The sequence below is a fragment of the Acidovorax sp. LjRoot194 genome (assembly GCF_964253015.1).
GTDB lineage: Bacteria > Pseudomonadota > Gammaproteobacteria > Burkholderiales > Burkholderiaceae_C > Acidovorax.
Genome location: NZ_CAXUQB020000001.1, coordinates 4,089,792 through 4,107,717, shown reverse-complemented (window position 1 = coordinate 4,107,717; position 17,926 = coordinate 4,089,792). Strand labels below are relative to the sequence as shown.

General features: G+C 61.8%; 23 protein-coding genes, 1 tRNA gene and 1 pseudogene. 8 read left to right on the top strand and 17 right to left on the bottom strand.

Features of this window, described 5'->3' with window-relative positions; genetic code table 11:
* Window positions 1-136 precede the first annotated feature (136 nt).
* From ACSQ3N_RS18680 to ACSQ3N_RS18660, 5 genes and pseudogenes are all read left to right on the top strand, one after another.
* Window positions 137-1,987: a methyl-accepting chemotaxis protein gene (locus ACSQ3N_RS18680; protein ID WP_436147095.1), complete on the top strand. Its 1,851-nt coding sequence runs from the start codon at window positions 137-139 to the stop codon at window positions 1,985-1,987.
* A gap of 234 nt (window positions 1,988-2,221) precedes the next feature.
* Complete coding sequence (tilS, locus tag ACSQ3N_RS18675) at window positions 2,222-3,187, top strand: tRNA lysidine(34) synthetase TilS (protein WP_436147094.1); 966 nt, start codon at window positions 2,222-2,224, stop codon at window positions 3,185-3,187.
* A 147-nt stretch (window positions 3,188-3,334) separates the two neighbouring features.
* Window positions 3,335-3,520, top strand: a pseudogene (locus ACSQ3N_RS18670) (ACT domain-containing protein); the annotation flags it as partial.
* A 17-nt stretch (window positions 3,521-3,537) separates the two neighbouring features.
* Window positions 3,538-3,630, top strand: a tRNA-Ser gene (locus tag ACSQ3N_RS18665).
* 211 nt (window positions 3,631-3,841) lie between these two features.
* On the top strand, window positions 3,842-5,062 hold the full coding sequence (locus tag ACSQ3N_RS18660; RefSeq protein ID WP_436147093.1) for a tyrosine-type recombinase/integrase: 1,221 nt from the start codon (window positions 3,842-3,844) through the stop codon (window positions 5,060-5,062).
* Window positions 5,063-5,122: 60 nt separating this feature from the next.
* Here the strand turns inward: ACSQ3N_RS18660 and ACSQ3N_RS18655 are convergent, their stop codons facing one another.
* Window positions 5,123-6,379: a putative Na+/H+ antiporter gene (locus tag ACSQ3N_RS18655; RefSeq protein ID WP_436147092.1), complete on the bottom strand. Its 1,257-nt coding sequence runs from the start codon at window positions 6,377-6,379 to the stop codon at window positions 5,123-5,125.
* Between the two features lie 414 nt (window positions 6,380-6,793).
* Here ACSQ3N_RS18655 and ACSQ3N_RS18650 point away from each other — a divergent pair, with 414 nt between their 5' ends.
* Complete coding sequence (locus tag ACSQ3N_RS18650; protein ID WP_436147091.1) at window positions 6,794-8,410, top strand: methyl-accepting chemotaxis protein; 1,617 nt, start codon at window positions 6,794-6,796, stop codon at window positions 8,408-8,410.
* A gap of 220 nt (window positions 8,411-8,630) precedes the next feature.
* Here the strand turns inward: ACSQ3N_RS18650 and ACSQ3N_RS18645 are convergent, their stop codons facing one another.
* From ACSQ3N_RS18645 to ACSQ3N_RS18585, 13 genes are all read right to left on the bottom strand, one after another.
* Window positions 8,631-8,837: a helix-turn-helix transcriptional regulator gene (locus ACSQ3N_RS18645; protein WP_436147090.1), complete on the bottom strand. Its 207-nt coding sequence runs from the start codon at window positions 8,835-8,837 to the stop codon at window positions 8,631-8,633.
* A gap of 3 nt (window positions 8,838-8,840) precedes the next feature.
* Window positions 8,841-9,131 carry a DUF4406 domain-containing protein gene (locus ACSQ3N_RS18640; protein WP_436147089.1) on the bottom strand — a complete coding sequence of 97 codons (291 nt, stop codon included), beginning with the start codon at window positions 9,129-9,131 and terminating at the stop codon, window positions 8,841-8,843.
* A gap of 1 nt (window position 9,132) precedes the next feature.
* Window positions 9,133-9,354: a hypothetical protein gene (locus ACSQ3N_RS18635; RefSeq protein WP_436147088.1), complete on the bottom strand. Its 222-nt coding sequence runs from the start codon at window positions 9,352-9,354 to the stop codon at window positions 9,133-9,135.
* Window positions 9,355-9,357: 3 nt separating this feature from the next.
* On the bottom strand, window positions 9,358-9,633 hold the full coding sequence (locus ACSQ3N_RS18630; RefSeq protein WP_436147087.1) for a hypothetical protein: 276 nt from the start codon (window positions 9,631-9,633) through the stop codon (window positions 9,358-9,360).
* Between the two features lie 26 nt (window positions 9,634-9,659).
* Window positions 9,660-9,878 carry a hypothetical protein gene (locus ACSQ3N_RS18625; RefSeq protein WP_436147086.1) on the bottom strand — a complete coding sequence of 73 codons (219 nt, stop codon included), beginning with the start codon at window positions 9,876-9,878 and terminating at the stop codon, window positions 9,660-9,662.
* Window positions 9,875-10,162: a hypothetical protein gene (locus ACSQ3N_RS18620; RefSeq protein ID WP_436147085.1), complete on the bottom strand. Its 288-nt coding sequence runs from the start codon at window positions 10,160-10,162 to the stop codon at window positions 9,875-9,877. The genes ACSQ3N_RS18625 and ACSQ3N_RS18620 overlap by 4 nt, the downstream gene beginning before the upstream one ends.
* Window positions 10,162-12,129 carry a replication endonuclease gene (locus ACSQ3N_RS18615; protein WP_436147084.1) on the bottom strand — a complete coding sequence of 656 codons (1,968 nt, stop codon included), beginning with the start codon at window positions 12,127-12,129 and terminating at the stop codon, window positions 10,162-10,164. Before ACSQ3N_RS18615 ends, ACSQ3N_RS18620 begins: the two co-directional genes overlap by 1 nt.
* Before the next feature lie 2 nt (window positions 12,130-12,131).
* Window positions 12,132-12,500 carry a hypothetical protein gene (locus ACSQ3N_RS18610; protein ID WP_436147083.1) on the bottom strand — a complete coding sequence of 123 codons (369 nt, stop codon included), beginning with the start codon at window positions 12,498-12,500 and terminating at the stop codon, window positions 12,132-12,134.
* The gene (locus ACSQ3N_RS18605) at window positions 12,491-12,667 is read right to left on the bottom strand and encodes a hypothetical protein (RefSeq protein ID WP_436147082.1); all 177 of its coding nucleotides are present in this window, start codon (window positions 12,665-12,667) and stop codon (window positions 12,491-12,493) included. Before ACSQ3N_RS18605 ends, ACSQ3N_RS18610 begins: the two co-directional genes overlap by 10 nt.
* A gap of 115 nt (window positions 12,668-12,782) precedes the next feature.
* A complete protein-coding gene (locus ACSQ3N_RS18600) occupies window positions 12,783-13,196 on the bottom strand; it encodes an ogr/Delta-like zinc finger family protein (protein WP_436147081.1) in 414 nt (137 codons plus the stop codon).
* Window positions 13,197-13,260: 64 nt separating this feature from the next.
* Window positions 13,261-13,530, bottom strand: a complete 270-nt coding sequence (locus ACSQ3N_RS18595) for a hypothetical protein (protein ID WP_436147080.1) — start codon at window positions 13,528-13,530, stop codon at window positions 13,261-13,263.
* Entirely contained in the window at window positions 13,530-13,733 is a 204-nt protein-coding gene (locus ACSQ3N_RS18590) for a hypothetical protein (RefSeq protein ID WP_436147079.1), read from the bottom strand. The genes ACSQ3N_RS18595 and ACSQ3N_RS18590 overlap by 1 nt, the downstream gene beginning before the upstream one ends.
* Window positions 13,734-13,750: 17 nt before the next feature.
* Complete coding sequence (locus ACSQ3N_RS18585; protein ID WP_436147078.1) at window positions 13,751-13,972, bottom strand: hypothetical protein; 222 nt, start codon at window positions 13,970-13,972, stop codon at window positions 13,751-13,753.
* Between the two features lie 61 nt (window positions 13,973-14,033).
* Between ACSQ3N_RS18585 and ACSQ3N_RS18580 the strand changes: the two genes are divergently transcribed.
* Window positions 14,034-14,300, top strand: coding sequence for a hypothetical protein (locus tag ACSQ3N_RS18580; RefSeq protein ID WP_436147077.1), 267 nt, complete (start codon window positions 14,034-14,036; stop codon window positions 14,298-14,300).
* Window positions 14,301-14,506: 206 nt separating this feature from the next.
* Here the strand turns inward: ACSQ3N_RS18580 and ACSQ3N_RS18575 are convergent, their stop codons facing one another.
* Window positions 14,507-14,956, bottom strand: a complete 450-nt coding sequence (locus ACSQ3N_RS18575) for a hypothetical protein (RefSeq protein ID WP_436147076.1) — start codon at window positions 14,954-14,956, stop codon at window positions 14,507-14,509.
* 107 nt (window positions 14,957-15,063) lie between these two features.
* Between ACSQ3N_RS18575 and ACSQ3N_RS18570 the strand changes: the two genes are divergently transcribed.
* Complete coding sequence (locus tag ACSQ3N_RS18570; RefSeq protein ID WP_436147075.1) at window positions 15,064-15,780, top strand: XRE family transcriptional regulator; 717 nt, start codon at window positions 15,064-15,066, stop codon at window positions 15,778-15,780.
* A 96-nt stretch (window positions 15,781-15,876) separates the two neighbouring features.
* Here the strand turns inward: ACSQ3N_RS18570 and ACSQ3N_RS18565 are convergent, their stop codons facing one another.
* Both ACSQ3N_RS18565 and ACSQ3N_RS18560 read right to left on the bottom strand, forming a co-directional pair.
* Window positions 15,877-17,013, bottom strand: a complete 1,137-nt coding sequence (locus ACSQ3N_RS18565) for an ATP-binding protein (RefSeq protein WP_436147074.1) — start codon at window positions 17,011-17,013, stop codon at window positions 15,877-15,879.
* A gap of 7 nt (window positions 17,014-17,020) precedes the next feature.
* On the bottom strand, window positions 17,021-17,824 hold the full coding sequence (locus tag ACSQ3N_RS18560) for an alpha/beta fold hydrolase (protein ID WP_436147073.1): 804 nt from the start codon (window positions 17,822-17,824) through the stop codon (window positions 17,021-17,023).
* Between the last annotated feature and the right edge of the window lie 102 nt (window positions 17,825-17,926).

The window sequence follows — 17,926 nt, the reverse complement described above, 5'->3', positions numbered from 1 at the left end:
CAAAGACGGCCCTTCGGGGCCGTCTGTCGTTTGGGGCCAACGCGGTCTGTAGGTGCGCGTGTAACCTCTGGCGCGGAGGTTGCAACCGGATGTAGCATGGTCATGCCCCCCACCACCGGGGGATGCAGGAGTGTCCATGTCGCTGCTCAAGTCGCTCAAAGGCCAGATCCTTGCACTGTCGTCGGCCTGCCTGGTGCTGGCGCTGCTGGTGCTGACCGTGGCCAATTTCCTGGTGGCGCGCAGCCAGGCGCGGGACAGCCTTATCGAAGAGAGCCTGGCTACCGCCAAGAGCCACGTGGAAACCATCGAGGAGTGGGGGCGTGGCAAGGCATTGATCGTCGCGGCCTCCGTCACTGCCTTCGACGAGCCCGAACCGGTCAAGACACTGGCCTTGCTGCGCGACGCGGGCAAGTTCTCCACCTTCTACTTCGGCTTTGCCGACAAGAAATACGTCTTTTCGGAAACGCGCAACCTCCCGGCCGACTATGACCCGACCGCCCGGCCCTGGTACAAGCAGGCCGCTGCGGCTGGCGGCCCGGTCATCACGCCGCCGTACATCTCCGCATCCGACGGCAAGCTGGTCGTCACCTTCGCGTCGCCCGTGGGGGCGGGGTCGGCCCTCAAGGGGGTGGCTGCGGGCGATGTGTCCATGGAGTCCGTCGTGGCCACCGTGGCATCGGTGCGGCCCACGCCCCAGAGCTTCGGCTTCATGGCGTCGAGCGACGGCAAGATCATTGCCCACCCTGATGCAGCGCTCACACTCAAGCCCCTGACCGACCTGGCGCCCGCCCTCACGTCCGACAAGCTGCAGGCCGCCGCCAAAAGCCGGGAGCTGCTGGGCATGGACATCGGCGGGCGCCAGCGGCTGCTCACGGTGGTGCCCATCGCGGGCACGAGCTGGATGCTGGTGGTGGCGCTCGATGAAAGCGAAGCCATGGCCCCCATCCGCGCCATGCTGACCACGTCCGTCGTGTCGAGCATCGTGGTGTTGGCCATTGCGGTCGCGCTGCTGGCAGCGGTGCTGACGCAGCGCCTGCGCCGCCTGACGCAGGTGCGCGATGCCATGCACGAAGTGGGCGAGGGCGACGGTGACCTGTCGCGCCGCATCGACACCCACGGCGAGGACGAGCTGGCGCAGATTGCGTCGAGCTACAACAACTTTGCCGGCAAGCTCTCGGGCGTGCTGGGCCAGATCCGCGAGGCAAGCGGGTCGGTGCGCGTGGCGGCCGAAGAGATCGCCACCGGCAACCGGGACCTGAGCGGGCGCACCGAACTCACCGCGTCCAGCCTGCAGGAGACCTCGGCGTCGATGCAGCAGCTCACCGAGACCGTACGGCAGAACGCCGATGCCGCCCGCCAGGCCAACCAGCTCGTCGCCCAGGCATCCAGCGTGGCCCAGCATGGCGGTGCGGTGGTGGGCAACGTGGTGACCACCATGGACAAGATCAACGCGGCCTCGCGCAAGATCAACGACATCATCGGCGTGATCGACGGCATCGCCTTCCAGACCAACATCCTCGCGCTGAATGCGGCCGTGGAGGCCGCGCGTGCCGGCGAGCAGGGCCGGGGCTTCGCCGTGGTGGCGGGCGAGGTGCGCAGCCTAGCGCAGCGCAGTGCGGAGGCCGCACGCGAGATCAAGACACTGATCAACACGTCGGTCGAGCAGGTCGAAAATGGCTCGCGGCTGGTGCACGACGCCGGCACCACCATGACCGACATCGTGACCTCGGTGCAGCGCGTCACGGACATCATGGCCGAGATCACTGCGTCGACCAACGAGCAGAGCACCAGCATCGGCGAGGTCGGCCAGGCCGTGGCGCACCTGGACCAGATGACGCAGCAGAACGCCGCCCTGGTGGAGCAGAGCGCCGCCGCCGCGCAAAGCCTCAAGGACCAGTCGGTGCGGCTGTCCGAAGTGGTGGGGACCTTCCGCCTGTCCAGCGACTCCGCGCACTCCGCGCCGCGCCTGACGGCGTCGCGCGGCTGACGTCCTGCGGGTGCCGGGGCCGCCCCGGTGCGGCTGCAGTGCAGGGCGCTACTGCGCTGGGGCAGCGATAGGGCCGCAATGGGACCGGTGTGTGCAGACGCCGCGATAATCCGCTCCTATGGGAATGGGTTGCTGTCGTTTGGATCTTTTAGAACGTGCCATCGTGCGTCGTGTCGGCGTGTGTCGTGCTGATCGGGCCGGGCACGTCACAACCGCAATGTCAGAGGGCCTGGCGTGACCCAGCCTTTCGACGCCGCGATCCAGGCATTCGCGCCAGCGCTCCCGTTGGCCGTGGGCCTGAGCGGCGGTGCCGACTCCACTGCCTTACTGCTGGCCTGCGCGCGACGCTGGCCCGGCCAGGTGCGGGCCATCCACGTGCACCATGGCCTGCAGGCAGCCGCCGACGGCTTCGAGCACCACTGCGTGGCCCTGTGCCAGGACCTGAACGTGCCGTTGGCCATCCGCCGCCTGGATGCGCGGCCCGCGCCCGGCCAAAGCCCGGAAGACGCGGCCCGGCAGGCCAGGTACAAGGCTTTGGATGCCGTAGCGCTGGGCAGACAAGCGCCAGAAGCTATCAAATCCATAGCATTGGCCCAACACGCGGACGACCAGGTCGAGACCGTGCTCTTGGCCCTGTCGCGCGGTGCCGGCGTGGCAGGCCTGGCGGCCATGCCTGCGCAGTGGGAGCGGTCGGGCCTGCAGTGGCACCGCCCCCTGCTGCAGGTGTCCGCTGCCGATGTGCGCAACTGGCTGCGGGCCCAGGGCCATAGCTGGGTGGAAGACCCCACCAACACTGACGAGCGCTTCACCCGCAATCGCATCCGCGCCCAGTTGCTGCCTGCGCTCGAGGCCGCCTTCCCGGCGTTCCGCGACACTTTCGCGCGGTCCGCATCGAACGCAGCGCAGGCCGCAGAGCTGCTGGACGAACTGGCCCTCGACGATGCGCAGGTGGTCGGCACGCCCCCCGCCATCCAACTTCTGCAGCGCTTGGGCCGGGCGCGGCAGGCCAACGTGCTGCGGCACTGGCTGCGCACCCAGCACCAGACCACGCCCGCGGCAGCGCAGCTCCACGAGCTGCTGGGCCAGGTCGCGGCCTGCACCACGCGGGGCCACCGCATCCACATCAAGGTGGGGCGGGGATTTGTAGTACGCAGCGGGCTGCACCTCGATTGGTACAGTCACCAGGTTTTGCTCCCCTGATCTGTACGAAGAACGGCGGCGCGCTAGAACCTGTTTTTCACCAACCACTGCGCCGTGTCCCCGGATTCGTGACACCCCAAAATCCAGCGGCATTTGATCGTTCACAAACACGGCCGCACTTCGATGGGCTCTGCTGCGCAACCACGTGGTCGTGCCGCCAAGATGTTCCGCGTGCTGAGCGAAGATGGCATCAGCAGCCCGATGATCTCCACCTCCGACATCAAGACCTCGTCGTGATCGACGAAAAGTATGTGGAGCTGGCCGTGCAGCCTGCACAAGGCCGTCGAGCTGCACCAGCCGCCGCCTGATCCGCCAGAACCGCCCCCGAAATGAGGCATAATAGTGGGATTGGAAACGTGACCGAGTGGCCGAAGGTGCTCCCCTGCTAAGGGAGTATGGGGTGTAGAGCCTCATCGAGGGTTCGAATCCCTCCGTTTCCGCCAGAGCTGAAAAAACCCGCCTTAAACCAGCGGGTTTTTTTACGTCTGCCTTCGGCATTGACCCTATATAAAACAACGTGGTACGCTCTGTTTCATGGTGTTTTGTACAGTATCTTTGCAAACGGCGTCCAAGCGATTCGCATGCTCAGTTCAAATTTTTATGGCATACATGATGGCCTACAGAAATTGACCTATGCCAAAGCGAATCCTTGACATGACCGCGCTGGAAGTTTCCAGGCTGCGCGGGGAAGGCTCGCACGCTGTAGGCGGAGTGAGTGGCTTGTATTTGCGGATCGAGGGAGGGTCCCGCACGTGGGTGTTCCGCTATGTGCACATGCGGCAGCGTCGGCGTATGGGCCTCGGCAGCTATCCCGGGGTGACGCTGGCCGCCGCACGTGAAGCTGCCCGCGCTGCGCTGGGGCAGCGCGATGCGGGCACCGACCCCATTAAGTCACGCCAGGACGAACGCGAGGCCGCCAGGCTGGCTGCCGCCCAGCGACTGGAGTTCGACAAGGCCGCCGATGCCTTCATTGCCGAACACGAAAGCACCTGGCGCAACGCCAAGCACGCCCAGCAGTGGCGCAACACCCTTACCACCTACGCGTCACCGCACTTTGGTCGGCTATCTGTCTCCGAGATTGAGCAGTCCCACGTCCTGCGAGCGCTCTCGCCCATCTGGAAAATCAAGACCGAAACAGCCACGCGGGTGCGCGGGCGGATTGAACAGGTTCTGGATTGGGCTACCGCACACGGACACCGCAGCGGCCCGAACCCGGCTCGCTGGCGCGGCCAGTTGGAACACATCCTGGCCAACCCAGAAAAGGTTGCGCCGGTTAAACATCGCGCGGCCGTACCCGTGGCCGATCTGCCCGCCGCTTACCGGCAGATTGCCGCTGTAGATGGTCAAAGTGCGCGCGCTCTTTGCTTTCTGATCCTGACTGCAGTGCGGTCGGGCGAGGTGCGCGGCATGGTATGGAGCGAGGTTGATCTAGATGCGGCCCTGTGGGTCATTCCTGCTGCACGCATGAAAGCCAACCGGGAACATCGCGTGCCCCTGTCGCGGCAGGCGGTGGCGTTGCTGAGCACGCAGGGCGCTGCGCGCGAGGACCTAGTGGAGCATGTCTTCCCCAGCAACCGAAAGGGTCCCCTGTCTGACATGGCATTCACAGCACTGATGCGCCGCCATGAGCTGGCAGCCGTACCTCACGGTTTCCGCAGCACGTTCCGAGACTGGGCCGGCGAAACCACGCACCACCCACGCGATGCGGTGGAGCTGTGCCTGGCCCACACGATTGATACGAAGACAGAGGCGGCTTACCGCCGGGGGGACATGTTCGAAAAACGCGCAGTCATCATGCAAGAATGGGCTGACTATGCGTGCCCGCTGCGGAGTTTCATGAAGCAGTCAAGCCGAACAACCAGCCCTGCGGCGTAAACGGCTCAGAGGCTATGCTTCAACCGGCTGCTATCAGCCAACTGCGGACACTGGGATGCGTCAAAGCAGCAATAGCGCCACCGCTGCCACAGAGGTAGGAACCAAGGCTCCCATGAGAAGGCCGCCAGCGCTGATCGTCTCGTCCTCAAATCCTCGCTTGAGCAATGCCACGCCCGCGGGGTTAGGTGCGTTCGCGATCACGGTGAGGCCACCGCCGGCAACAGCACCCGCCATCAGCATGTATTTCGATTCGTCGGACATGCCCTCGATGAGAGATCCCAGATAGGTCAGAGCTGCGTTGTCAGTGATGGCCGTAAGGCCCAGAGCGCCGAAGAACAATTGCAGCGGCGCGAGGGCCGACACAATGGGTTGGAGCCACCACTGCTGCATGCCACCCAGCACGACAAGACCTGCAAGGAAAAAGCCCACCAACAGCGCTTCCTTCAGGATTAGTGGGCTCTGGTGCCGTTCGTAAGCCTGCGTGAAACCGAGAAACATCAGGAACAGCGCCAAGAACGCCACCGGGTGATGAGCAAGCAGCACAACGCTCGCGAGGAAACCAAGGTGTATTGCGACTACGGACCAAGGGACGGGCGCAGCAGCCGCGCTGTCGTTGGTTGATACAGAAACCAGTGAGCGGCGGAGCACAAAGGTGGCGGCGGTCGCGTTGATGCAAACCGCAATCGCGGCCTTCCAACCGAAGTTGGCGAGCATGAACGCACTGTCCCACTGCCAGGTGGTGGCCACCATGAGTACCGGAGGCGCGGCGTACGACGTGAGTGTGCCGCCTATGGATACGTTGACGAACAGGACACCAAGCGCGAAATACTTCGCCCGCTCGGGGACGTCCGGTCTAAAAACCTGAGGGGCGAGCATCAGCGCAGCGATGGTCATCGCCGCTGGCTCAGTGATCAGGGAGCCCAGCAACGGCACAGCCGCTAAACCAAGCCATGCAGTTGCCAGCGGCGTGCGCACCGGCACCACGCGCGCAAGGACATTGGAAAGGTTGATCACGGTGACCAGCACGGGTCGCGATGCCGCTACCACCATGACCACAAACACGAACAGCGGCTCGGTGTAGTTCCGGGACTCTGCATATGCCAATGCATCAGCGCCGCCCGACGCAAACGAAAGGCTGACGATCAGCACAATCGCCCAAAATCCGAAAACGACCTCTACCTCACCGAGAAGGTGAAAGAGTCCTGCGTGCCTGGGGAAACGATGGGAGAGTCGCTCGAACTGCTTTACCGCGAAGGTATGCAGGAGAGCTATAGCGAAGATGGCTGCAGCCATCCATTGGATGTGGGTCTGGGACATTAAAGGAGGTCGGAGATAAGCCGCGAGGCGGCCCGACCTGTCGCAAAACCTGACGCGCCTGAATGGCGCGGCACCCAGGATCATTCTACAGGGGACGACTGCTATGGGCCCAAAGCGGACCTACAAGTTAGCGAGAAAAGATGTTCCACGAGGCCATGCCATAACGCCGTTGCGCATCAGCACTGAAATACCCTCGGCGACTAACTGTTGCTGCGGCGCATCAAAAGTCGCTCGCTAGATGAGTCAGTCAAAAAAGCACTGGAAGTTACACTAAGCAACACCTTAGAATTGTTAGTATTAGATGTGACTAGACAGTCGCGGCGGGCGTCTTATCGGCCACCGCCAGAGGTTGACGTGTCTTAGGCTCCAGCGATCACCGCCGCGCCATTCATGCGGCACGTACCAGGTTCTTCCATGTTTTCCGTTTCTCGTTTGGGCATCGCCACGCGGCTGTATGCCATCTCCTGCTTGTTGATCCTCGGCTTGCTATTCACCGCGGGCTACGCTTGGTTCAATCTCAACGAGGTCGCTCGGCTTACCGATGTGGTGGCCAAGGCCGACGTGCCGCAACAACTGCGCGTTGCTCGCATGGAGCTGAACGTCACACGCTCCTCATTGCAGATCCGGCACGCCCTGCTTGTGCGCACCCCTGCCGACCTGACCAGCACGCTCGCGGACATTGGCGAAAAGCGCAAGATCATTGAAGCCGATCTGGCGGCTTTTGCAAGCGCAGCTGTGACTCCCGAAGAGCGGGCCATTTACGACGAGCTGTCGGCCGCGTTCGGCTCTTTCTGGCAGGTGGCGACGGGCAACATCCAGCTCATCGAGCAAGGCAATAAGGAAGCAGGATTCGACTTCCTGGTCGAGAAGACCATTCCAGCTCGAAACGTTGTGCTCGCCGTGCTTGCCAAGGAAAACATAGCTCAGGAGAAACACCTGGATCTCACTCTGGACACCATTGAGATTGATGCTCAGAGATCGCTGCACGTGCTGCTGGCTGCGGTGATGACTATTGCAGTGGGCCAGCTAGTGTTTTCCTGGCACATCGCTGCTACGTTGAAGCATCGCGTGATTGAGTCGCAGGCGGTAGCCGACCGAGTGCGAGACGGAAACCTTACCGTTCCTGTTACGGACTCCAGCCGCGACGAGTTTTCGCCGCTGCTGGCTTCGCTGGCAGTCATGCAGGACTCCCTGTCCACGGTGGTAGCAAAAGTGCGCATGGGATCGGAAAGCGTCGCCAGCGCCAGCACGCAGATTTCCGCTGGCAACAACGATCTATCCAACCGCACAGAGTCTCAGGCCAGTGCTTTGCAGGAAACTGCAGCGTCCATGGAAGAGCTGAACTCCACGGTTCGGCTTAATGCCGAAAACGCGCGTCTAGCCAACCAGCTTGCGCAAAGCGCCTCTTCGGTCGCCTCACAGGGTGGCGCAGTAGTGGCAGACGTAGTGCGCACCATGAAAGACATCAACGACAGCAGCAACAAGATCGCTGACATCATTGGAGTGATCGACAGCATCGCCTTTCAAACCAACATACTGGCCTTGAATGCTGCTGTGGAAGCCGCTCGTGCAGGCGAGCAGGGGCGCGGGTTTGCGGTGGTGGCTAGCGAGGTGCGAAGCCTCGCGGGGCGCTCCGCCACAGCGGCTCGTGAGATCAAAGCGCTCATTGCCACCAGCGTTGAACGGGTGGGAACAGGTACTGCACTAGTAGATCGCGCTGGTCAGACCATGGCGGACGTGGTGAGCTCGATCCAGAAAGTGACGGATATCGTGGCTGAGATCAGCGCTGCCGGCAGCGAGCAAAGCCAAGGCGTCCAGCAAGTCAATGAAGCGGTTTTGCAAATGGACCAAGCCACGCAGCAGAACGCAGCGCTTGTGGAAGAGATGGCCGCAGCTGCTGGCAGTCTGGACATGCAGGCCCGCGACTTGGTGGACACCGTGGCGGTGTTTCAACTGGGCGCCTTGGGTGACAGCAACTCAACAGTATGGCGCCCTCAGCTGCAAGCCGGCGGTAGGCTACTCATCGCTTGATGTGCAGATGCTGCTGGCGATATCAATTCAACGTCGCTTAGGAGTCCAGCAAATCGAGTCTGCGACTGGACAGAAGTATGAAAACACCTTCAAGGCTTTGTTTAACTAAGCAGAGGCGGACTCAGCTACTTTCTATGCCACAGCTTCAAATAACTATGTGTAGGGCGAGCACGTGTCGTAATGTCCACTAGTGGCCGATAGCGGCCAGTTAGCTGTGATCTTAATCCGGCCCAGGTTCAACGCTCGCTGCCCACGCCTTGGGGCACCCATGCAGCCACTCCGCCACCTCAGATATCAGCCAGAAAAGTTTTGACCCCATCTTGCGCGGGCGGGGGAATTCTCGCTGTTCGATGAGCGCCCGCAAAGTATTTTCCACAATGGCCAGCTCTTCCAGCAGCTGGGCCTTGTTCAGGATGATCTGCCCCATGTGTCAGCCCTCCGCGTGGATGACCTGAAAGCCCAGGCCCACCGCCAGCCCGTGCTCTACTTTCGCGCCGCGTGACTTCTCCCAACCAGGCAGCAGGTACACCGCATCGCACGTCACCAGCCGCGCAATGTCCATTCGCATGCAGTCCAGCCACTGCGCGTTCGGATCAGCGTTAATTTCCGCTGGGTTTTCCACGTGGTGGCCCAGCGCTCGCAGCTCTGCCGCAGCAGCGTGGAACGCTGGAAAGTTCAGGTCAGGGTGGCCAGTCATCGGGCCTGCAACGTAAATACGCATGTCAGCCCTCCCGACTCACGCGCCGGCCCATCAGCAGGCTGGGCGGTTGATTGGCCGCACTGCGGTGCTGCAGCTCGGGGCAGGTGTATGGCTTGCCTGTCTTCCAGTTCATGCTGATGGGCTGCGCGGTGCTGTAGTCCACGCGCTCCGCCTGCTTGATCTGAGCCCAGCGCGATGGCGCTACGGGGTGGGCGAGGCCTGCTGCGTTCTTTGGCTTCGTCATGGTTCAAGCCTCCGCACGTTCTTCGATGCGCTCCACGCGCAGCACGTTCTTGCCGCTGGTGATGTGCGCATTGGCCTCGGCCTGTTCGGCGTTGGCAGCTTTCACGCGGATGGTGGGCAGCAGATCGGCGTCGGCCAGGTCTTCCACGTCCGACAGCGTGACGCCCTCGGGCACCAGCGTGGCGCGGTAGCTGCGCAGCCGCTGGATGCCATGCACCGGCACGCTTTGCGGCGCACCCTTTGCCATGTATTTGTCGATGTAGGTCTGTTGGTTTTGCATGCTTGCTTTCTCGGTGGGTGACTACTTCAGGCCACCAGCTGCAGCTGGGCCTGGGCGGGGTTTTGGATGGGTGCTGCCGGTTGACGGCGGCGGCGGCGCGGCTTGGCGGCATCGGCCAGGCGCTGGCGCTCCGCGTCGAACACGGCGCGCAGGTGTTCCGGCGTGGTGGCCGCCTCGGGCACGTATCCCGCGTGCAGCGGGCGCTGGTAGCAATGCACGCGTGGCTCGGTTCGTTTGGCGTTCATGGGTTGCACTCCTTTCGGTTGGTGGTGGTCGGGTGGAACAGGTCGGTGCGCGTGATGCGCGCGGTGGAAAGAGCGGTCAACAGGTCGGGCAGCAGCTCGGCCGGCGTCTGCAGCACTTCGTGTTTCATCTGGTCGCGGGCGGCCTGGCCGTCGCCCATGTCGTCGCAGCGGCGGCGCGCGGCCAGCAGCACCTGGGCCTGCAGCGGGGTGGGCTGACGGCCCGTTTCGGCCATGCCGCTGCGCGCCTCTGTGGCGGTGGTGTGCTGTGGTGTTTGTTTTTTCATCAGTTCAAGGCGTCTGTGGACTGCATGGCGCGTAACACGCGGAACTGGGCCACCGTTTCAGGGGTGCACCAGTCCTCTTTGAAGTGCGGGCTCGGGGGAAAAAGCTCCCGCGACAGCTCGCCCGTGATGCGGGCCGTACAGTTATTGAAACCAGTCCAAGCGCGCGGCAAAGCCGCGCGGGCCGTGGCTGTGCCGTCGCCCTGCGCTTGTCCTGCTGCAGCCTTGGAATCCGCCGCATGCGCGGCAATGGCCACTTCATCGACCACGGGCGCCCAGGCAATGCGGCGGCTTACCAGCCAGCGCCCGCACATGCGTCCGCGCTGCGCCTGCAAGCCCACGATGCGGCCCACCTTGACCTCCTCGCCGTACTTGTTCACCTGGCCGGCCTCGGGGGTGCGGTGCGCTGTGCGCAAGTGCCACTTCTTGCGCGGCAGTGCGTGGCCGCCCATGGCCTCCATAAAAATGCGCCAATCGGCCTTGATCTCCCCATGCCGGTGGCACGCGTTGAAAGCGCGCACCGTGGCCCGGTCGCCTTCCTGCGCGAACAGCTCCAACTGGTCGCCCGTCACGCGGCGCAGTTCGCGCCACACCGTGACGCTAGGCATGCCAATGGTTTGAAACTGCCTGATGCCCCAATGCGCGGCCCATGCATCCACACGGCGGTGACCGGCGCCCGACTCCTTCACGTCGCGCGCATCGGTGGCGCCGAAGTCCATGGCGATCTGCTGGCCGTCCACCATGTCCTGGTGCTCAGCCAGGGCCAGGTGACCCACGCTCTTGGCGATGTACTTCGCCACGTAGCCCGCGGCGCCGCCCTTCACCATGCGCTTGATGTTTACGCGGTTCTCTTGGGCTCCGCGTTCGTCGCCGTCTTCGCTCAGCCAGTAGTGGCGCACCTTGGCTTCAATGGCCTGCGCGCCCGCTTCATCCTCTGCCCAGATCAGCGCATGCCAGTGCGGTGTGGCGTCGTGGTGCGGTTCGGCCACGCGCAGGCCGTACATGCGAATGCCCTTGCGCCCCAGCGCGGCCCGCGTCTTGGCCCACATGTCGCGCAGCCACAGCTGGCCATCGCGCGGCGTGGCGCCGCAATACTTCTTGTTCGGCACCGGGCGGCCACCGCTGCCCAACTTCACGGGGTGAAACTTGCTGGGCAGCGTCAACGTGACGAACAGGCCCACATGCGCGCGGGCGTCAGCGTATTCCTCGGCACCACGGATGCGCGTCATCAATTCGCCACCGCGCACGATGGGGTTTGCTGTGCCCAGTTCGGCCAGCTCGCGCAGCGTGTACACCTGGCCCGCCTCATTGCGGAACAGCGTGCGGCCCAGGGCCTCTGCATTGCGCTTCACCTGCGCCTGGCGGCGTGCCAGACCGTCATGGCTGACGTATCCGCCCAGGCCCTTGTGCACGCGGCCCATGCCTATGTTTCCGCCCTCGACTACGCGCGCAACATGCACGCGCAGACGGCGGCGCCACCATGCGGCATCCTGTGCCCGCTTGATGGCGGGTTCGCCCGTGATGGGCTTGTCTTCCACGATGCCCACGCACCGCACCAGCAGCCGGATGCTGTCCACGCGCTCTGCCAAACCGGCCCCTTGGCCGATGGCCAGCGCGTCCAGTTCGTCGGCCTCTCCCGCCAGCTTCTTGGCCATCTCGCAGATGGCGAAGTCATCCAGATTCCACAGCGCAGCAGCACCAAAGCGGTCTTCGTAGTCCGCAATGGACTGCAGCATGTCCCACGCCTGCGCCCACTCGGGGGCCTCCTGCAGCCACTCCCGATCCGTCTTGTTTGAGGTCAGCATGGGCAGCGAGGTGGGCGCCAAGCGCTCGCGCACCGCCGCCTGCCAGCTGGCAGGCGCACACCGAATCACGCGCTCCAAGTGCCCGCGCGCCATGTGCAGCGTGGGTTTGTTGGCGTTCCATTCAGCCAGGCTGCCGTTGGGCAGCTTGCGCGGTATTGCGGCCACGGCTACACCCTCGCCGCAAGGGCCGTCAGGTGGCCCAGGTGGCGTTTCGCATCGCGCACCACGCTGCGCAATTCCTCGCGCTCGGGGGGCGGCAGCTCTTGCCAATTGCGGTCGGCCAGCGTGTACAGGTGCTCTACGTCCGCACCGATGCCAGCAATCATCAGCAGCGCCACGCGCCACATCACCGGCAGCCCGCGCCACTCACGAGCCGCAGCGTCGTAGAAGCGCCCGTTGCTCGCGGTGTGCGTCATTTCGTCGCGCAGCTTCATCAGCTGCTTGAGCACGTCTGCAGGCGGTGGCACGGGCATGGCCGCTGGCGTCTCTGCTGGCTGCAACAGGTCCATGTCAGGCGCAACCAATCTCAGATGCATGTGCTCCCCTTCTTCACGGGGGCGATGCCGAAGCCGCAGCGGGAGCCCGTCAGGCGCTCTGCCAGGTCGAACGCTTGGTGCGTGGCGGCCTGGCGATCAGCGGCCAGCAGGTGCTGGGTAATCCGCTGGCCATTGGCTGCGCGGTAGGTCATGGCGTAAAGGCTCATCCCTGGCTTTCAGGTTTTTTGGGCAAAAGAAATCCCCGCCTGGCGTTGCCGCCTTGCAAAAAATCGGGGTTGGAGGTGATGGGTGCCGCTGCTATTCAGCGGCTCTGGGCGCCTTCTAGGACGTGTTGGCGTCCCCGGCGAACAGATCGCCGGTCACAGGCGTGGTGAATCTGGCTTGGTGCGCCGCTTCCCCTGCGTTGTCCAGCAGCACGCGCACCATGTCGCGGCGCACGTGGGTGGACAGAGGAATGTTCACTTTCGGGTTGGGCGTGGCGCCCGGGTTCAAGATGCGCGAGATTTCGCCTGTGAAAGCGAACGTGCAGCCGCATTCCACGTTGGTGCACTGGTAGAACGTCTCGCGCATCGTCTCGCTCGGCATGTAGCTGGTGCGAATCTCGCTGGAAGCCTTGCACATGGGGCAAGCCATGCGCGTTCCCTCGTAGCGCAGCTTTCGCCCCTGGTGCTTGGAGTGCTTGCGCGCGGCCTGCGCTTGCTGCAGCGCTTCCTGCTCTGCGGTGGTGTGCAACATGCGGTCCCCTGTGGTCATCGTGGCGCAGCTATTGGGCGGCTTTTGAGCGGCTATTTGCTGCCCCTTACTGCGCGGCGGCAGCTGTGCTGCCTTGCTCGGCCATGTAGGCTTCCAGGCCGCGCAGGTACATGCGGCGGCAGAACCATGCCAGGCTGCGTTCGTCGGCATCGGCCAGCGCCTTCGCTTGTACCAACTCAGCGGGCAACAGGCGCATGCCTGCCAACTGCATCTTCTTGCTGTTGTCGGGGGCCACGGGCTCAGACAGGCGGCCCGCGGCGCGATTGGCGGCCACCAGCGCCTGAAAGCTGGGGGCGGAGGTTTTTGCGGTATGCATCATGTTCTTCCTTGGGTGTTGTCAACCGCCAGCTTTGGGCCTGGCTTGATGCCCGTCATTTCGTAGACGCTGCGGTCTATTTGGGTGCGGATTAGCAGCTCAAGAACTGCGGTCGTGCTGGGCAGCCCGTACGCCTGCCGCAGCAGCTCCAGGTGGTGCTCCATTTCGGCGGAGACTTCCACCTGGGTTTCTGTGGTCTGCATGAACGGGTTCCATGGCGTCAGCAACGCGCTGCTGCGCCCATGGTGGCCTGGGGTGCCATCGCTCCAAGGCCCAGCTTCTGCAGCTCCTTTTCAGCGGCCAGCAGCGCCATGTTTTGGATTAGCGTGGCCTTCTGCACGCCCAGGCGGTCCGCCAGCACGGCCAGCAGAACATCGTCGGCCTTCTTGAAGCGCACGGTGTGCCGGTAAACGCGGCGCTGTTCCTTGTTGTCGTATGCCATGTATGACTTTCTGTTTCTTTGCGAGTTACGATGTTGCGCACTGATCTACCCGAGGGAACAAATGCGCTACACCACAGAAGAACTTCTCTTGGCTGCCACCGTGCGTGAGCAAGCCGTAAAACTCCGCGAGGGGACTTTCAATGCTGCGCGCGACAAGAAGTATTCAGACCCCACTTTGGATTGGACTGAGCTGGTACGTTCGCAGGAGTACTCCGACTGGAGGAGCGAATGGAACCGCACCAATCCGCTTGATAGGTATGTGCAAAAGGTGCTGATTCGTTTGGACAACGTCGCCAACATGGTCAAGCGTCACCAAGTTGGGCGCTGACCGCTCGTAACGCCCGCTCTCTGCGCTCCTGTTCGGCGCATACAGCCTTCGCAACTAACTGTGCGAAGTTCGCGCAAGAGCTTTGCAAACCCGTTTGCGAGCTGGCCACCTTGGCTGCCTGATGGCGTTTGAGGCTGTCTCTATGCATCCGCCGCCTTTTGATCAAGGCAACAGAAGGTGGCGCCTGGCCACCCCAGCGGTACGGATCAGCCATGCGACCCCCCTCCGGCAGCTTTCGGCCCCTCACCAATCACCGCGTGCTTTGCTTGCAGGTCGCAACGTGTACACGGGCGAAGCGCCTCTGGGATAAGTGCAAGGGCGGGCGCGTAGTCCACCGTGTTCACGAAGGCCCCCACGTCCGCCCCCGCAGCTTGCAAGGCACCGTATTGCAGGATGCCCACTCCCGTCACATCAATGCGCACCTGCGCCGTGGGCTCAATGGCTCGCAGGCATGCAATCAGCACCTGCGCGTCGTGCACCCAGCGCTCTACCGACAAGGCGTTGTCGTCTTGCGCGGGCGTAATGTGAACGGACACCTTGCCAAATGTGCCTGGCGCAGGGCTATCGCCCACCAGGGCTGCCAGCGCACCCGCGAGCCTCGCCTTGCAGGCGTCGAACCCGCTCCAGTTGCGCGCCGGTTTGTCTTGATCTGCCATTGCCAAAACCTCCTACCCGCCATGCGTGGCGGTGTGTACCATCGTGTTAGACGGCGTGTTTACCTATTGCGCCAGATCATATTGCGCAAATTCGCACAAGGCAAGAGATGAATGCGAAAAATGTAGAGAAACTGGAGGGTGGTGCGCAAATTCGCAATGCAATTGGTGAGAGATTGCGCGAAGAACGCACACGACTGGGGCTCAAGCCCACCGACTTTCAGACTATGGGCGGCTGGTCATCCCGTTCTATCTATGACTGGGAATCTGGAAGGGGATCGCCCAAGGCAGAGTTTTTAGCCCAGGCGGAAGACTCCGGGCTCGATGTGCAATACATCATCACTGGCCGCCGTATCGCAAAACCGCTTACTGGCCCCGCAGCCGCTCCGGCAGGCGATGCAGACACCATCCGCATCCCCTTGTTCAGCGCCACCGGCAGCATGGGCAAGGGCAATGACCTCATCACTGAGGACGTGCTGATGGGTGAGATACCGGTGTCGCGCCACTGGTTGGGGCTCAACGTTCCCCGCTCCCGGCCTGAGGCGCTGCAGCTGGTGCACGCCTACGGCGACAGCATGTTGGGCACCCTGAATTCAGGCGACTTCGCCATCGTGGATACGGACTGCCAGGTGGCTGACATTGACGGCGTTTATGTGCTGCAAGCAAATGGCCAGCTGTTCATCAAACGCGTGACCCGTCGCATGGACGGCGCACATGTCATCACCAGCGATAACCCCAGCGTGCGCACAGTCGATGTGCTGGATGGCACCCAGCCAGTGCGCATATGCGGGCGCGTGGTGTACGGCTGGAATGGGCGGCGTTTTTAATCCAGACACCTGGAAAAAGCGCGTCCTCGAAACGACGGTTTTTCCAAGTAACCTTTACTCGATTAATAATTGCTGACAACGATAACTGAGAAAGCGTTACGAACCATCTGGAGATCCCGGCAAAGGCACACGCAGCTCGAACTTGGTTCCAGATTCCTCTGTCGACACCACGTCAATGCTTCCGCCGTGAGCTCTTGCAAGCTCCTTCACGATATACAACCCTAACCCGACATTTCTATTAGCGCTATCCGCTGACACACCCCGAACCATCGGTGAGAAAAGGTGCTTTTGAGCCTCAGGTGCGATAGGCTTCCCCCAGTTGTGAACCGCGATCTTCCACTCTTGATCCTCGATTGCAGAAGAGACGGTAATGTCACGACTGGGATCGCCGTAGCTGACAGCGTTTGACACTAGATTGCCGATAGCCTGAGCAATTCGATTCGCATCCGCTTGACAAGTGTTTGCGCCGGCACGCAAATGCACGATCCGCCTCCCTGGGTATGCCAGGGCTAATTCTTCAACCGCGAGCGCCACGACCTGGTGAAGCTCAATGGCTTCAGGTGTCACGCTGAGCCCCTTACCAATGCGGGCGGATGTGAAATCCAATAAATCCTTAACGAGCTGGATTGCGCGGTCGGTGGCCCTGTGAACTTTACTGAGCACCTTGCTTTGATCTGGCGAGACGCCCTTCTTTTCAAGTGTGTGAACGCCCAACCGAATCGTCGCAAGCGGATTTCGCAGGTCGTGACTCACAATGCCAATCATCTGCTCTGCGAAAAGAGCGCGATCTTCAGATTGCTTTCTGAGCCCGGCTTCTTGCTCTGCGACGCTTTCTAACTTTTTTCTTGAATGCAGCAACTCTCGCTCGTAGCGATCCCGATCGCGAGCTACGAACGCAGCAATCCGAAGAAGCCAGACGCCATCGCGGTAATACCTTTTGGCATTAAATACAATTGGTACCGCTCCCTCATCCCTGTGCTGCAGTTCAAGCTTGACTTCCGCAACAGATCCTTGCATAACAATCAACGGTGCGAGATGGGTTTGATAGAACAACTTCCCACCCATCGTAAAAAAATCTTGAATACTCATCACTGCAACAACTTCTTCGGTGCGGAATCCCACCCACGCGCAAAAAGTGCTGTTTGCTTGAACGATCAAACCCTTAGCGTCCGTTGTGACTATTCCGCAAGGAAGATCTTCAAGAGGGTCAAGCTGAGCGATGCCATCAGGCACGTGCATATTAAAGACCTAGCTCTCGTAAAAACTCGTCCATCGCTTTAGTGCTAGCGCTTGGTTGACTAAGATGCGGGCAGTGACCTACGTTTTCAATAATTCGCAACGAACTCCGCGCCAGTACCCTATGCATATATTCCCCAACAGCGACTGGGGCAATCATGTCTTCGTCACACTGCAAAATCAGCGTCGGAGTTGTCAGCTGTTGCAATTGTTCACGACAGTCTGATAAGAACGTTACTCGCGCAAAGTGTTTGGCAATCTCAGGGTCGGTACGGCAAAAACTATTGCTCAGTTCTTCCCCTAATTCTGGGCGATCAGGAGCCCCCATGATGGCAGGAGCCATAGTGCTGGACCATCCGAGATAGTTGCTTTCCAGAGCGTCAAGAAGAGACTCAATGTCTTTGCGGGTGAACCCGCCAGTGTATGAACCGTCGTTGATATAGCAAGGAGATGGCCCGACCATCACGTGCGCCGCGACCAAGCCAGGTGAAGCAATATCGGCCAACATTCCGATCATCGCGCTCACCGAATGTCCGACGACAACTACCGGACCTTCTGCAAACTCCCGAATTATTTCAACCAAGTCGTCAGCATACCCTTGCAAGGTGCTGTATTTCGAGGGCTCAAACGCCTTCAAGTCTGAGTTGCCACTACCGACCAGATCAAAAAGGACAGTCTTATAACGGCGGCTATAGGCTGGCGCCATCAACCGCCACATGTTCTGATCACAGCCGAACCCGTGAGCGAAGAAAATTGTTGCCGCACCTGAGCCGGAAACATGCACGTTATTGCGAAACTGTGTCGTCATATCCAGTCCAATGGTGGTGGTCAGCGGCCTAGGCCTCTAGCCTGTAGGGCCCGACAGCTTAACAGCGTAGAGATACATGACGTAACAGACTGTTAGGTGCGA

Excerpts from the sequence above, each read along its gene's own strand:
- ACSQ3N_RS18680 (WP_436147095.1), top strand. The coding sequence starts at position 137 with ATGTCGCTGCTCAAGTCGCTCAAAGGCCAGATCCTTGCACTGTCGTCG.
- ACSQ3N_RS18660 (WP_436147093.1), top strand. The coding sequence starts at position 3,842 with ATGACCGCGCTGGAAGTTTCCAGGCTGCGCGGGGAAGGCTCGCACGCT.
- ACSQ3N_RS18655 (WP_436147092.1), bottom strand. The coding sequence starts at position 6,379 with ATGTCCCAGACCCACATCCAATGGATGGCTGCAGCCATCTTCGCTATA.
- ACSQ3N_RS18650 (WP_436147091.1), top strand. The coding sequence starts at position 6,794 with ATGTTTTCCGTTTCTCGTTTGGGCATCGCCACGCGGCTGTATGCCATC.
- ACSQ3N_RS18645 (WP_436147090.1), bottom strand. The coding sequence starts at position 8,837 with ATGGGGCAGATCATCCTGAACAAGGCCCAGCTGCTGGAAGAGCTGGCC.
- ACSQ3N_RS18640 (WP_436147089.1), bottom strand. The coding sequence starts at position 9,131 with ATGCGTATTTACGTTGCAGGCCCGATGACTGGCCACCCTGACCTGAAC.
- ACSQ3N_RS18635 (WP_436147088.1), bottom strand. The coding sequence starts at position 9,354 with ATGACGAAGCCAAAGAACGCAGCAGGCCTCGCCCACCCCGTAGCGCCA.
- ACSQ3N_RS18630 (WP_436147087.1), bottom strand. The coding sequence starts at position 9,633 with ATGCAAAACCAACAGACCTACATCGACAAATACATGGCAAAGGGTGCG.
- ACSQ3N_RS18625 (WP_436147086.1), bottom strand. The coding sequence starts at position 9,878 with ATGAACGCCAAACGAACCGAGCCACGCGTGCATTGCTACCAGCGCCCG.
- ACSQ3N_RS18620 (WP_436147085.1), bottom strand. The coding sequence starts at position 10,162 with ATGAAAAAACAAACACCACAGCACACCACCGCCACAGAGGCGCGCAGC.
- ACSQ3N_RS18610 (WP_436147083.1), bottom strand. The coding sequence starts at position 12,500 with ATGCATCTGAGATTGGTTGCGCCTGACATGGACCTGTTGCAGCCAGCA.
- ACSQ3N_RS18605 (WP_436147082.1), bottom strand. The coding sequence starts at position 12,667 with ATGAGCCTTTACGCCATGACCTACCGCGCAGCCAATGGCCAGCGGATT.
- ACSQ3N_RS18600 (WP_436147081.1), bottom strand. The coding sequence starts at position 13,196 with ATGTTGCACACCACCGCAGAGCAGGAAGCGCTGCAGCAAGCGCAGGCC.
- ACSQ3N_RS18595 (WP_436147080.1), bottom strand. The coding sequence starts at position 13,530 with ATGCATACCGCAAAAACCTCCGCCCCCAGCTTTCAGGCGCTGGTGGCC.
- ACSQ3N_RS18590 (WP_436147079.1), bottom strand. The coding sequence starts at position 13,733 with ATGCAGACCACAGAAACCCAGGTGGAAGTCTCCGCCGAAATGGAGCAC.
- ACSQ3N_RS18585 (WP_436147078.1), bottom strand. The coding sequence starts at position 13,972 with ATGGCATACGACAACAAGGAACAGCGCCGCGTTTACCGGCACACCGTG.
- ACSQ3N_RS18580 (WP_436147077.1), top strand. The coding sequence starts at position 14,034 with ATGCGCTACACCACAGAAGAACTTCTCTTGGCTGCCACCGTGCGTGAG.
- ACSQ3N_RS18575 (WP_436147076.1), bottom strand. The coding sequence starts at position 14,956 with ATGGCAGATCAAGACAAACCGGCGCGCAACTGGAGCGGGTTCGACGCC.
- ACSQ3N_RS18570 (WP_436147075.1), top strand. The coding sequence starts at position 15,064 with ATGAATGCGAAAAATGTAGAGAAACTGGAGGGTGGTGCGCAAATTCGC.
- ACSQ3N_RS18560 (WP_436147073.1), bottom strand. The coding sequence starts at position 17,824 with ATGACGACACAGTTTCGCAATAACGTGCATGTTTCCGGCTCAGGTGCG.